The organism is Desulfofustis glycolicus DSM 9705, from assembly GCF_900130015.1.
Classification (GTDB): Bacteria; Desulfobacterota; Desulfobulbia; order Desulfobulbales; family Desulfocapsaceae; genus Desulfofustis; species Desulfofustis glycolicus.
Genome location: NZ_FQXS01000006.1, coordinates 45,321 through 58,150, shown reverse-complemented (window position 1 = coordinate 58,150; position 12,830 = coordinate 45,321). Strand labels below are relative to the sequence as shown.

The following is a 12,830-nucleotide window of genomic DNA, read 5'->3' as shown; positions in this document are numbered from 1 at the left end:
CTTTTTTTCCCTTGTATTTGTAATCTTTTTATCAAATTACTATACTCTGTCGAGAAGCACTGTCCCGTCGCACGAAAACCAGCCAGGCAATGAGCAACAGGTGCAATGAACAAACCACAGTGGAAAGTTTTGCTGCTGACGGCAGGTATCGCCTCGGCTGAGCAGATCTCAAATCTACTTGAAAGACACGGTCTCCAACTCTTCGCAGCCGACTCGTCAACTGCTGCGGCAGTACTTTGTCGACGCCACGATTTCGACCTGGTCGTTGCTTGTTCTCCTGAAGACGAAGCAATCGCCCCCTTGCCCTCGCCCCACTGCTCGGCCGACATTCCAATCCTGTTTTTGCCGGCCACGCCGATTTATCAAGCAGAGCTTCCGAAATTCTGCTCTGTCCTGAACGAACCGTCGGAGGAAACCCTGATCGGTCAGATACGTCTGCTCTGTCATGTCCGGGCATTGCAACGCACCCTGGACGAGCGGCAGCAGCGGATCGAAGAACTTGACCGCCTACTCGGCCAGCAGCAGCAATCGATGAAGCAGCACAGCGATTTCCTCGACGTGCTCGCCTCCCGGGACGGCCTGACCGGTCTCTACAATCGGCGTCATCTCAACAAGGTATTGACCCGTGAATTCGACTCGGCCACCGACCGGCAAACCGAACTATCCCTGCTCATCCTGGATCTCGACTTTTTCGATGAACTCAATCAAAATGCCGGACGGTCCTATGGCGACTTCGTGCTCAATGACTTTGCCGCCCGTCTGACCAGCATGACCACACCAAAGGGTATCTGTTTTCGTTTCAGCGGTGAGGTCTTTGTCGCTCTGCTCCCCGATATCGGGCAGGAAGAAGCGGTCACCATCGCCGAGTCGATTCGCCGAAACCTGGCCGACAAGCCCTTTGTCAGGGGAACGGAACAACACCAGGTCACCGCCTCGGCAGGTGTCGCCTCGCTGATCGACCATCAGCCAAACGATCCGGACCATTTCATTACGATGGCCGAACGGGCGCTGTTTCTCGCAAAATCGGAAGGTCGTAACCGCGTTGTCGGTTTTCGCCTTGGCGAACGGTCCGGCGCCAACACCTCTCAGCAGAATTTGGCTCAGGTCAAGGCAACCTTGAGCAAAACGCTCGATAAAACGAAAAAGTCTGCCATCGAATCCCTGCAATTGCTGGCCAAGGATATCGCCGGCAAGGAAAACCAGGTGCATATCAAAACGGTTCGCCGGTACGTCGAGTTGATCGGCCAGCACATGAACCTGCCGGAACCGCTCATTCGCACCTTTAAGAACGCGATCACACTGCACACGTCGATCAGGCTGTTGCTGCACAACGAGATGATAAAAAAACGGCAGGAATTTTCTTCCGATGAACGGGAAGTAATGAACGATTTTCCCTACAAGTTGCTAGAATTGACCGAACTCTTTGACTTTTTCCAGGGTGAGCGGTCGATTCTGCTCCATCATGCCGAACGTTTTGATGGTTTTGGCTCTCCCGAAGGACTCAAGGGCGACGAAATCCCATTGGGCGCCCGCTTCTTCGCCCTCGTCGATGCACTTGCAGCGATGAACGCCGATCGACCGTATCGCAAACGGTTACCGCCTGAAGACATTATTGCCCAACTAACGGAAGGCTCCGGCGCACAATTCGATCCAGACCTGGTTAGCCGCGCCCTCCAGGTCATTGCCAAACATCGGCTCCTCGAAGTCGATCCCGCTCTGATCGATTCATCGCTCCACACCCTCGGCGCCAGGACGTCAGGTCACTCGTCATGAAGCATTCCTTCTCCACTTCGATACTCAAACAGATCGACACCCTGCCGGCCCTTCCTGCTACGGTATCCAAGGTCATGCAGGTAACCGGAGATCCCGAGAGTTCGGCCCGCGATCTGATGCTGGCGGTCATTCCCGATCAGGCGATGTGCGCCACCATTCTCAAACTCGCCAATTCCGCTTTTTTCGGCATGCCCCGGGAAGTGGGCGATCTGGAGAAGGCGGTAATGGTCCTCGGTTTCAACGAGATTCGCAATATCGTTATCGGCAAAGCGGTTTTCACCTCCTTTCAATCCATTTGCCGCAACAACCGAGAAGCTCTCAATCGTTTTTGGGACCACTCATTTCATTGCGGCCTGGCGGCGAAAATCATCGCTGAAGAACGGGGACTTTCCGGCAGCGAGATGTTTATCGCCGGGCTGATTCACGATATCGGCAAACTGATCATTCTGGTCGGTATCAGCGGCAATCACACCGACATCATCGAGCTTTCGGACCCGACCGATTTCACCAGGTATCTTCGGGAAAACGAAACCTATTCGATCGGCCACGACGAAATCGCCATCCGGCTCTTCAACCGCTGGCTGTTTCCTCGATCCCTAATCAATGCAGTGGGCTACCACCACCGTCCCCAGGAATCCCCGTTCTACCAGGTGGCCCCGATCATAATCCAGATCGCCGACCTGCTCTCACTCGCCCACCTCAATCCGAAAGGACCTGATGCCCGGGATATTTTTACCGTTATCGACGACTTTCTTCCGGAGCTCAAAATGTTGTGGCGCAACAACGATCTCGACTGGACCATCGACGACTTTGTCCGCTGGCAGGACGCGCTCGCTGTCAGCAGCAGCCGGGACCAGGCCATTCTCACCATCATGGCGTCTTAACTCCTCTGTCCGCCCGGGACGATGAAAATCACTTCGCTCAGGAAGACGTTCAAAAACACGAAACGATTGGCGGAAATCATCAAGGTCCTGTCTCAATTCGGTTTTCGGGAAGTGGTGACGGAAACCGGCTTGCATCGGATTCTCGGCAAGACAAGAGAGGATATCGAAGCGGATCGACAACCCCATTACGAACAACTGAGCCGCCCGGTCAGGGCTCGCATGGTCCTCGAGCAACTCGGGCCGTCCTTCATCAAGATCGGCCAGATCCTGTCAACCCGGCCGGATCTGATTCCCCCCGAATGGGCAAGCGAATTTTCTCTGCTGCAGGAAAAGGTCTCCCCAGTCGCATTCAGCGACATCGAACACGTCCTTGCCGAGGAATTTCCCGGTCGTCTCGAGACACTCTTTACCGTGATTGATGAGGAGCCGCTGGCCGCCGCTTCTCTGGCCCAGGTGCACCGGGCCCGACTGACCAGCGGCGAAGAGGTGGTGATCAAAGTCCTCAAGCCCGGCAACCGGCAACGGGTCGAGGACGATGTGTCCCTACTGGAAACCATGGCTCAACTCGTTGAATCATATTTCTCCGACCTCGGCTACAGCCCGATCGAGGTGGCTCAGGAGTTCTCCCGGGAACTGCTGCGCGAAGTCAACTTCATCCAGGAAGCCCAGGCAACCGAGCGTCTGCACCGCTATTTCGAGGACGATCCGGACATCTGTTTCCCGAAAGTCTACTGGCAGGCCACCACCCGCAACGCTCTGACCCTGGAGGAAATCAAGGGTCGCTCACTGTCCATGCTCGACCCGACCCTGCTCAAACCGGAATTGCGCCGGACCATCGTCGCCAATGCCACCAAGGCGGTATTCAAGCAATGTCTCAAATTTGGTTTTTTCCATGCCGACCCGCATCCCGGTAACATCTTCCTGCTCGACGGCGGCCGTCTCTGCTTCATCGACTGCGGTACCACCGGACATCTGGACAAGAAAACCGCGGAACAGCTCGTCGATCTGGTTGCCGGAGTAATCAAGGGCGATGTCCCGAAATTGTGTCGGGTCGTTATCGAGCTGACCGATGTCGACCCGCAGGTAACCGACCGTCGCGATTTTCGCGTCGACCTGCAGCACCTGATCGATCAGGTCCAGGCTACGCCGTTGAAACATATTGATATTGCCGAACTGCTGGGCGATTTCTTTACCATGCTGCAGCGTTACAAGATCCGCTGTCCGAGTGATCTGCTGCTGCTCGTCAAGGCGCTGTCGACCATCGAAGGCGTAGCTGCCGAAATCGACCCGACATTTGATGTCCTGTCACACGTGGAGCCGGAAATCGAAGAGGTGGTTACCAATCGCTACGGCGTCGGCGCCATCAGAAAACGGCTGCAAAAATCGATGACCGACTACCTACTGCTGCTCGAGGACATGCCCGGTGATATTCAGCGATTCCTCGATCACGCTCGGCATAATCGTTTTACGCTGAACCTGGAGTTAATGCGAATCGAGCATCTCGGGGAAAAAATCGATCAGGCCAGCCGTCTGATGGGCATGGCGATGATCATTGCGGCGCTGATCGTCGGTTCGTCCATCCTGCTGCTGGCCGACCGAATATCCCAGCAACAGGGCTTCATCGGCCATCTCGGCATGATCGGACTCATTTTCGCGGCCCTTTACTCGGCCGGCTTTGTCGCCTCGTTTCTACTGCCGAAAAAAAAGAATAAATAATCCCGCGACCGGAAGTCACCGCGGACAGTAACAAGCGACGTCGTGGTCGGACGGGCTGGCCGGTCCTGCCTCCGGCTGCTGCGCTACGGCCTGATCGGCTGGCCTCCGAGGCCGGCAGACAGGCCATCCATGGCCTGACCGCCGGAAGCGGACATCCTGTCCGCTCCCCTTCGGGCCTAATTCTTCGTCCTGCCGGGCCTTCGCGAGGCAGCCTCCGGCAGAACCGGCCAGCCCGGGGAACCTTTTTTGCTCACAAACAGGCAGTTAACCGGCAACTGCAGCGCAGATCGCCACGAACGCCGCCGCATCGAGGCTGGCCTGACCGACAAAGAGACCGGACAGACCGGGAATGGCCGCATAGTCGCGGGCGTTGTCGGGGGTTATCGCCCCACCATAGATGATCGGCCGGGCGGGATGGATCTGGCCGATAAACCGTACCGCCTCTTCGACCGTTTCCTTCTTTTCCGCCTCTCGATAGCTCATCGCCTCCACCGGACAATAGGCAATCACCAGCTGTTCGCAATCCAGATCTCCGAGTGGCACGAGCTGCGACATCGCCGAGGCAGTGTCGACACAGATAATCGGCTTGATGCCAGCATCGACCGCCTCGCTGACCTTGTTCACCGCATCCTGAGAAGTTTCGCGAAAATAACGGCGTCGCTCACCATGACCAATGATGGCATAGTCGGCTGAGCCGGTCAACATGTCGGCGGCAATCGCCCCGGTATAACTGCCGCGCGGAAACGGGGAGACATCCTGGGCAGCCAAATGGACGCCGGCCAGAGACAAGTCTTGCAACTGCCGGGCCAGCGGCACGAGCCAGATCGTCGGCGGCGCGATAATTACCTGCAGTTCCGGCTGCGGTCGAAAGTCCTGGGCGAAAGACGTTAGCCAGGCCTGCGCCTGATCCAAGTTTTTACTGCACTTCCAGTTACCAACGATAAATCGTTTGCTGCTTACGGTTGTCGCTTTGCCCATCTGATCACCCATCTCAACCAACGGCGGGACAGGTTTCAACCTGTCCCCCGCTCACTTTCAAAGATTCCGAGGCTGGCCGGTCTTGCCGGAAGCTGCATCGCGAAGGTCCGGAGGGCGTCCGATCAGGCCGCAGCGCAGCAGCTGCGGCCTGATCGGACGCCCTTTCAACCATGACGCCGATTTTTATTGTTCGTTATGACGTCGCGTCATGGCGGTATATAAAGTATGCGTCAGCCTCACTTACCGGCCGACACGACAAGCGCCGCCACTTTGGCCCGCGCCTCTTCTTCGGTCAGCGATTCCAGTAAAAATAATTTCTTTCGGGATTGACTACCGGACAGCAGAACCACGCTCCGGCGACTCACGCCGAACAACTCGGCCAGGTAAGCAGCGACCGCCTTGTTGGCCTTACCGTCGACCGGCGGGGCCGTGACTGCCACCTTCAATGCCTCGTCGTGAACACCGCAACAGCGGTTTTTCGCGGCACGCGGCTGTACGTGAACGCTGATCATTGGTGTACCGTCTTTGCTCCGCCCGATCGGGCCCGCCGACGGATCAATCGTCGTCGCTGAGATAAGCGACTCCTCCTTCTTCCAGCTTGCGGCGCAAATCGTCATCATCCTGGTTGAACAACCCTTCGGAAATGGGTAATTCCATATGAATCGAATCCAGTTCGTCGGCGGGTTGAAACTCGTCAGCAAGCGACTCGGCCGGCCCGTCAGACAGATCCGATTCGTTCAGTTCAGCCGACTCATTCGACCCGGAAGGATCCTCCGGCTGGAAAAGATCGTCCGGCTCGGGAAAATCGATTTTTTGGAATAATTCGTCATAGTCGTAACGGGCGACTGCTTCGTCGTCAACGGCGAACGATTCGAGCTGCTCCAGATGACCGGTCAGGATCGACCGCAACTCGTCACGGACCCGTTTGCGCTGGCGATTGAGTTGTTCTATTTCCTCTGGGAGACGGGACAGCTCGGCATAGGCTTCCCGGCGCAAACGCTCGATTTCGTCTCGGGCTGCCTGCAGTGCCGTAGCAGCTTTTTCTTCACTGGAGGCAAGGACCTGCTGAGCGCGCTGCTCACTCTGACGAACCAATTCCTCAGTTTCCGCTTTGGTCTTTTCCATCAGATCATCGGCAAACCGTTGTGCCACGCCGATGGTCCGCTTGAAATCCACTTCCTCTTTTTTCAACTCACGATTCTGCTCGTCAAGAAAGGCGATCTTGTTGCGCAGGTTATCCATTTCCGACCTGCTTTCACGAAGCAGTTCATCCCGGTCGGACACCCGTGCCTCGGCCTCGCTGAGCTCCTCTTCAAACTCTTTGCGCTCCGCTTCAAAATCGTCCAGCGCCGTCTGCATCTCTTCGATTTCCTTGGCACGCTCCGCCTCTCTGGTCTCTTTCTCCGCGAGGCTGCCACGCAACTCTTCTACCAACCGCTGGGAGGCATCGACGTCACCCTGCAATCGGCTGTTAACCTCTTCGGCAAGCTCCTTCTGCCGTTTGATTTCACCAATTTCCTCTTCCTGCTGGCGCAGTCTTTCCAACAGCTCGAAGAATTCTTCGGCGATCAATTCCAGATACGCCTTAACCTCGACCGCATCGTACCCCCTGAATCTCGTCTGGAACTCCTGGTCTTTGATCGCCTGTGGAGTTATCGCCATAACCTGCCTCCTGTTGAGTCAATGAAGGGTATCATCGGTAGCCCCGTCAGCCAAGACCGTGCGCCAGCTGTCGCAGTGTCGGGACAAGAAAGCTCTGCAAAAACATTATGATGACAATCAAGATCACCGGAGACAGATCGAGACCGCCCATACTGACCGGCAGCGCTCGCCTGATCCGCCCGAGCAGGGGCTCGGTCACCTCGTAAAGAAAGCGGACGATCGGATTGTAGGGATCGGCATTAACCCAGGAAATCACCGCCCGACCGATAATGACCCACATATAGACGGTGAGCAGAAAATCAATGATGCCAGCCACTGCCGCCAGAAAATTACCTGCAACAAACATGATTGCTCCTTGTTCTTATGCCACCTTCGATCCTGGCGCCACGTCCGGGGACAGCGTGGCCAACGTGAATCGTTGCACGCCGTTTTCGTCTTTTTCCTTGGCCGCCAGGACCATCCCCTGGGAAGTAACCCCCATCAATGTCGCCGGTTTGAGATTGGCGACCAGTACGACAGTCAGTCCGACCAGCTCCTCCGGCCGGTAAGAACCAGCCACGCCGGCCACCACGGTGCGCTCCTCCGGGGCCAGCACGGTCAGCTTGAGCAACCGTTCCGATTTCTCGATACGCTCCGCCGCCACGATCCGGGCCGCCCGCACATCGATTTCTTGAAACCGTTTGATGTCGAGCAGATCGGCTTCGAAGGCGGGTAATGCGCCCGGTTCCGTTTTTTTCTTCTTGCTTCGATTCGTCCGGACCTCGCCCGGCTCATCGACCGTATCGATTCGGGGAAACAGCGAAGCGAGCGTGCCGATCTTGGCCCCTGCCGGCATCTTCCCCCAGGAACCGCCCTCGGTCAGCGTCCGCATCAGTGGTGTATCACCGTCGAGGCCCAGAGCAGCTTGCATTTTCCCTGCCGTCTCCGGCATTACCGGTTGCAGGACGAGGGCGAGCAGACGCAGGCTTTCGGTCAGGTGATAAAGGACCGTCTCGAGCCGCGCGCGGCGCTCGGGCTGTTTGGCCAGGGCCCATGGTTCATTCTGGACGATGTAACGGTTGGCCGCCCCGACGAATTCCCAGACGGCCTGCAGACCTCGATGAAACGCGAAATCATCCATCTGCCGGCGATAATCGTCGAGCATCGCGCGCGCCCGGTCCTGCAGGGCGCGGTCCGTCTCCTCCAGTACCGTCGCCGCCGGGATCATGCCGCCGAAATACTTGGTAATCATCGACAGACTGCGACTGAACAGGTTACCGAGATCATTGGCCAGGTCCGCGTTGCGGCGGGCGATGATCGCCTCCCCGCTGAACGAGGCATCAAGCCCAAAGACCATCTCACGCAACAGAAAATAGCGTACGGTATCGAGCCCGTACAACTCGACCAGTTGCCCGGGCCGGATGACGTTGCCGAGGCTTTTCGACATCTTCGTGTTTTCGATGTTCCAATAACCGTGTACATGCAGTTTACGATAGAGCGGCACGCCGGCAGCCAGCAGCATGGTCGGCCAGTAGATGGCATGGGGTTTGAGGATATCTTTGGCAATCAGGTGTTCCGCCCCGCTCCACCAATGCACGTAATCAGGCCCGTCGGGATAACCGATGCCGGTCAGATAATTAATCAGTGCGTCGAACCAGACATAGGTGACGAACCGGTCATCAAACGGCAACGGAATCCCCCAGGTCAGGCGACTGGTCGGCCGGGAAATGCACAGGTCCTCGAGCGGCTCGCTCAGGAAGGAGAGCACTTCATTGCGGTAGCGTTCCGGGGTAATGAATTCCGGATGCGCCTTGATATGATCGATGAGGGGCTGCTGGTATCTGGACATCCGGAAGAAATAATTCTCTTCAGTGATCTCCTTGGGCGCCACCTGGTGATCGGGACATTTTCCGTCAATGAGTTCCCGCTCGATCAGAAACCGCTCACAGCCGGTGCAATACAAACCGGAATAGCTATCGAAATAGATGTCGCCTGCATCGTAAACCTTCTGCAGTATGGAGCGCACGGTGCGGATATGGTCGGACTCAGTGGTCCTGATAAACCGGTCATAATCGACGTTCAGCAACGGCCAGGTCTGGCGAAACATCCCGGCAATCCGGTCCGCGTAAGCACGCGGTTCGACGTTTTCCCGGGCGGCAGCTTCGACGATTTTGTCGCCATGCTCGTCAGTCCCCGTCTGAAAACGGACCTCGTCGCCGCAGAGCCGTTTGAACCGGCTATAGGTGTCGGCAATAATGGTAGTGTAGGCATGCCCGAGATGCGGCTGGGCGTTGACATAATAGATCGGGGTCGTGATATAGGTTGTCATGACGTGCGTGCGTTGGTGTTGTCAGCTCCGTTTTTCCCGGTTTCATCGGTATCCGGTGCCGAAGACGGCCGCTTGCCGTTTCTCTTCGGACTCTTGTCGGACGGAAGCAGCTCTCCGGCACCCCATTCCTCCTTGCTGAGCAGTCGCTCCTCTCCTTCGGAAGTACCGACAACCAGTGACTGCTGCAACGGGTTCTGCCGCTTGACCCTGTATATCTCGCTGCCGATCTTGATTTTGCGCCCGACTTTCGGCATGCCTTTGCGCTGTTTGCGATAGATGTCGTATTCGTAGGTCAGGCAGCAGAGCAGGCGGTTGCACACTCCGGATATCTTGGCCGGATTGAGCGGCAGGTCCTGCTCTTTGGCCATCTTGATAGAAACCGAGTCGAATTTTTTCATAAACGAGCTGCAGCACAGTTCCCGGCCGCAGATACCGACCCCGCCAATCATTTTGGTTTCATGACGAACGCCGACCTGGCGCATCTCGACCCGGGTTCGGAATTCCTGGACGAGGTCTTTTACCAGGGCTCGAAAGTCGACCCGGTTGTCGGCAGTGAAATAAAAGATCATTTTGCTGCCGTTGAAAAACTTTTCAACGTTGATCAGCCGCATTACCAGATCATGTTTGTCGATCAGACGCTCGCACACGGCAGAGGCATCCTGCTCGTGCGAGGCAAGATTGAGATAGCGGTTTTCCTCATCAGACGTCGGCCGCCGCGATATCTCGCAACTGACCGCTCGATTGACGGCGCCTTCGGGATCAGCCGGTGCCGGCCCGTAGACCCGGGCAGGCTCAAGACCGTGATCGGTCTTGATCATGACCGTGTCACCGCGTTTGAGGTCGGCCATGAAGGCGGAAGCGGTGTATTCCTGGCCGTCATCCCGAAATCTGATCCGGTAGAACGAGCGTACCTCTTCGGCAGGCTGGTGATGGGGCTCTATCGTCGTATCGTCGTGCTGACTCATTATCCTCAAACCGTTGAAATCGGCGTCTTTCAAGAACTATTGCCGAACTTATAACGATACCCGAGGCTCCAGTGATTGTAAATCAAAAAGCAGAACCTCGCAGACCAGGGATCTGTTGCAATTCCTGGCCAGTCGGCGCTCGGCGCGATCGATGGCCGCCAGCCGGGCGCGCACCGACTCGCTCCGGGACAGGCCGGTCCGAGGCAGCTGCTCCGCCGCTTGGTCGCCGATATGGAAGCGAAGCAAGTCAAGGAGCAGTGGCAGGTATTGTTTGAGCGCTGCGATCCGCTCGGCAGTCTGCAGTAGTACGGCGATCGAGTCGGCCGAATCGCCCGCGATTTCGGCGAGCAACGACACCAAGTCACGCCAGACCTCGATAATACCTTGGCGCCGCAGCATCAAGGCCAGTCCCGGACTGCCACCTGCGATTGCGGCCAGCGACTCGGCCTCCGAATCGCTGATCTCCGGCTCCTGTTGCCGCAGCACCAGCGTCGTCTGAGCGCTGCTCAGCGGGTGAAAGGGGATGATCTGACAGCGCGAGAGAATCGTCGGCAGCACCTCCCGGCTCGATTCCGCCGTCAGGATGAGCACGTTGTGCTCGGGCGGTTCTTCCAAGGTCTTCAGAAGGCTGTTGGCGGCCTCGCTGCGCAGGGTATGCACATCCTCGAGGACGACGGTCCTGACCGGCGACTCGTAGGGCGGATAGGCAAGAGAACGGCACAATTCGCGGATAGTGTCGATCTTGATGGTCGCCCCGTCCGGACTGACGGTTATAAAATCCGGATGGTTGCCCGACAGGTACTTGCGACACGACAAACACTCGCCGCAGGCACCGGTCTCGGTCGGCCGCCGACAATTAAGCCGCGCCGCCACGAGCAGCGCGCAGAAGCGCTTGCCCACCCCGTCCGGTCCGCGAAACAGATAGGCATGGGCCAGCCGCTGTGAGACAAAGATCCGCTCCAACAGACGCTTGGCCTTCTCCTGTCCCTGCAGTACGGAAAGCGATAGTCGATTGACAGCCATGGCTTTTTTCCCGCTAGAACAGCGTCCGCTGTTTGACCGGGATGTCCTGCTCCTCGCCGATCGCCGCTTTCTCGCTGTCCCCGGACAACGGTCGCAGCAGCAGGAAACGTTCCAGGCTTCGCTGGTAATCGCTCCATTGCGGCATATCCGTCTTGACCTTGCGACTGAGCTGTTCCACCAGATTCATTTTTGCATCCAGGTCATCGATAAAGCTGAGCAGCAGCGCCTCGGCCGTCATCGGCAGCACCGGTGAGCCGAACTCGAGACGGCCGTGATGGCTAAGGACCAGGTGCTGCAGGTGGGTCAATACCTCGTCGGGAAAGCCGTCGATACCGCGCGCCGCACGCCCGATCATTTCACAACCGATCACCAGGTGCCCTTTCAGGCGACCGACATCCGTGTACTCGATAACACCCGTCACATTGAGCAACTCCTCGGTCTTGCCGATATCGTGCAGCAGCGCACCGGTCACCAGCAGATCCCGATCGATGCCCCGGTAGTGATCGGCGAGCAGCGCAGCGACCCTGGCCATCGACAGAGAGTGTTCGAGCAGCCCGCCGAGGTAAGCGTGATGGATTCCCTTGGCGGCCGGGGCCGTCTGAAACAGGGGACCGGTCGCACCACCGTCGAAGATGTGTCTGAGCAGCGCGCGCAGGTACGGCGTGCGGACACTGGTGATCAGCCGGTCGAGTTCGGTCCGCATGTCATCCTGACTGCGAGCGCTGGTGGCGACGAAGGTCTCCGGCTGCCAAGCCGTATCATCGACCGCCTGGACATCCCTTATCTGTACTTGCAGCTTGTTGTTGTACGTCTGCGCCTGGCCGCGCACCCTGACCACCGCCCCGGTAACGCAAATCGGCTCCAGGGCCTCGGCATTGTCCCAGGCCGGACCGCTGATCTCGCCACTCCGATCGGCCAGAGTCAGCAGCAGATAGGGTTTACCGGCCCTGGTCTCGGCCCGCCGGACGCTTTTGACCAGAAAGAGGTCGTCGAGCAGGTCGCCGTCAACAAGTGCTTCGACAAATTGCTTTTTCTCCATTACTTATACTCTTGCGATTGTGCTGAGGATTGATTCGATATCCCGGAAGATGGTACGGTTGTTACCGCATTTCACGATGGCGTGACAACGATGGTCCAGCTCTGGTCGGCGTCTCGAGTCGATAGCTGCCGACGAAACACGCCGGCAGATCGTTTCCCATCGCGAACCAATCAGCGGGGGCGATCAGCGAAAGAAAGTGTCCCGTCCCGGCGACGGGACAGGTGGTAGAGCTGTCCTTGAAACATTTCTTGACAATATCCCATTTCTCCTCAAGACTCTAGCGATTCGTTCCCCTCCAACCCTCAGCTTGTTGCAGATCGGGAGCATTATTCGCCCGCCCCTTCCTGTCTTCGTAGGTCTGATCGACAATTAATCCGACGCTTGGCAGGATCTACTTTCTTGCGATTGGTCTCGGCAGCAAAACCGGCCATGGGTGATTGCAAAAAAGTATGCAGTGACAAAAGCTTATTGTGCTTTTGACT

Annotated in this window: 11 protein-coding genes; 3 read left to right on the top strand and 8 right to left on the bottom strand. The window is 57.3% G+C overall.

Going from position 1 to position 12,830, the window contains the following annotated elements; all coding sequences use genetic code 11:
• Positions 1–105 precede the first annotated feature (105 nt).
• Genes BUC26_RS06720 through BUC26_RS06710 form a run of 3 tightly spaced genes read left to right on the top strand, consistent with a single transcriptional unit; the run spans position 106 to position 4,373 of the window.
• Entirely contained in the window at positions 106–1,773 is a 1,668-nt protein-coding gene (locus BUC26_RS06720; protein WP_073374567.1) for a bifunctional diguanylate cyclase/phosphohydrolase, read from the top strand.
• Positions 1,770–2,657 (top strand): HDOD domain-containing protein, encoded by an 888-nt coding sequence (locus BUC26_RS06715; protein ID WP_073374564.1) that lies wholly within the window; start codon positions 1,770–1,772, stop codon positions 2,655–2,657. The genes BUC26_RS06720 and BUC26_RS06715 overlap by 4 nt, the downstream gene beginning before the upstream one ends.
• A gap of 21 nt (positions 2,658–2,678) precedes the next feature.
• Positions 2,679–4,373 carry an ABC1 kinase family protein gene (locus tag BUC26_RS06710; protein ID WP_073374562.1) on the top strand — a complete coding sequence of 565 codons (1,695 nt, stop codon included), beginning with the start codon at positions 2,679–2,681 and terminating at the stop codon, positions 4,371–4,373.
• 264 nt (positions 4,374–4,637) lie between these two features.
• Here BUC26_RS06710 and BUC26_RS06705 read toward each other — a convergent pair whose 3' ends face one another.
• From BUC26_RS06705 to BUC26_RS06670, 8 genes are all read right to left on the bottom strand, one after another.
• Complete coding sequence (locus BUC26_RS06705; RefSeq protein WP_161949808.1) at positions 4,638–5,351, bottom strand: triose-phosphate isomerase; 714 nt, start codon at positions 5,349–5,351, stop codon at positions 4,638–4,640.
• A gap of 236 nt (positions 5,352–5,587) precedes the next feature.
• Positions 5,588–5,863: a DUF167 domain-containing protein gene (locus BUC26_RS06700; protein ID WP_073374559.1), complete on the bottom strand. Its 276-nt coding sequence runs from the start codon at positions 5,861–5,863 to the stop codon at positions 5,588–5,590.
• A 43-nt stretch (positions 5,864–5,906) separates the two neighbouring features.
• Positions 5,907–7,013: a DivIVA domain-containing protein gene (locus tag BUC26_RS06695; RefSeq protein ID WP_073374557.1), complete on the bottom strand. Its 1,107-nt coding sequence runs from the start codon at positions 7,011–7,013 to the stop codon at positions 5,907–5,909.
• Between the two features lie 46 nt (positions 7,014–7,059).
• Entirely contained in the window at positions 7,060–7,359 is a 300-nt protein-coding gene (locus BUC26_RS06690) for a YggT family protein (RefSeq protein ID WP_073374555.1), read from the bottom strand.
• A gap of 15 nt (positions 7,360–7,374) precedes the next feature.
• The gene (gene metG, locus BUC26_RS06685) at positions 7,375–9,321 is read right to left on the bottom strand and encodes a methionine--tRNA ligase (protein ID WP_073374553.1); all 1,947 of its coding nucleotides are present in this window, start codon (positions 9,319–9,321) and stop codon (positions 7,375–7,377) included.
• Positions 9,318–10,286, bottom strand: coding sequence for a PSP1 domain-containing protein (locus BUC26_RS06680; protein ID WP_073374551.1), 969 nt, complete (start codon positions 10,284–10,286; stop codon positions 9,318–9,320). The genes metG and BUC26_RS06680 overlap by 4 nt, the downstream gene beginning before the upstream one ends.
• Before the next feature lie 48 nt (positions 10,287–10,334).
• On the bottom strand, positions 10,335–11,309 hold the full coding sequence (gene holB, locus BUC26_RS06675; RefSeq protein WP_073374549.1) for a DNA polymerase III subunit delta': 975 nt from the start codon (positions 11,307–11,309) through the stop codon (positions 10,335–10,337).
• Between the two features lie 13 nt (positions 11,310–11,322).
• Positions 11,323–12,348, bottom strand: coding sequence for a 3'-5' exoribonuclease YhaM family protein (locus tag BUC26_RS06670; RefSeq protein WP_073374547.1), 1,026 nt, complete (start codon positions 12,346–12,348; stop codon positions 11,323–11,325).
• Positions 12,349–12,830: the final 482 nt, after the last annotated feature.

Coding starts and splice junctions, on each gene's coding strand:
- metG (WP_073374553.1), bottom strand. CDS start 9,321: ATGACAACCTATATCACGACCCCGATCTATTATGTCAACGCCCAGCCG.
- BUC26_RS06700 (WP_073374559.1), bottom strand. CDS start 5,863: ATGATCAGCGTTCACGTACAGCCGCGTGCCGCGAAAAACCGCTGTTGC.
- BUC26_RS06690 (WP_073374555.1), bottom strand. CDS start 7,359: ATGTTTGTTGCAGGTAATTTTCTGGCGGCAGTGGCTGGCATCATTGAT.
- BUC26_RS06695 (WP_073374557.1), bottom strand. CDS start 7,013: ATGGCGATAACTCCACAGGCGATCAAAGACCAGGAGTTCCAGACGAGA.
- BUC26_RS06720 (WP_073374567.1), top strand. CDS start 106: ATGAACAAACCACAGTGGAAAGTTTTGCTGCTGACGGCAGGTATCGCC.
- BUC26_RS06710 (WP_073374562.1), top strand. CDS start 2,679: ATGAAAATCACTTCGCTCAGGAAGACGTTCAAAAACACGAAACGATTG.
- holB (WP_073374549.1), bottom strand. CDS start 11,309: ATGGCTGTCAATCGACTATCGCTTTCCGTACTGCAGGGACAGGAGAAG.
- BUC26_RS06705 (WP_161949808.1), bottom strand. CDS start 5,351: ATGGGCAAAGCGACAACCGTAAGCAGCAAACGATTTATCGTTGGTAAC.
- BUC26_RS06680 (WP_073374551.1), bottom strand. CDS start 10,286: ATGAGTCAGCACGACGATACGACGATAGAGCCCCATCACCAGCCTGCC.
- BUC26_RS06715 (WP_073374564.1), top strand. CDS start 1,770: ATGAAGCATTCCTTCTCCACTTCGATACTCAAACAGATCGACACCCTG.
- BUC26_RS06670 (WP_073374547.1), bottom strand. CDS start 12,348: ATGGAGAAAAAGCAATTTGTCGAAGCACTTGTTGACGGCGACCTGCTC.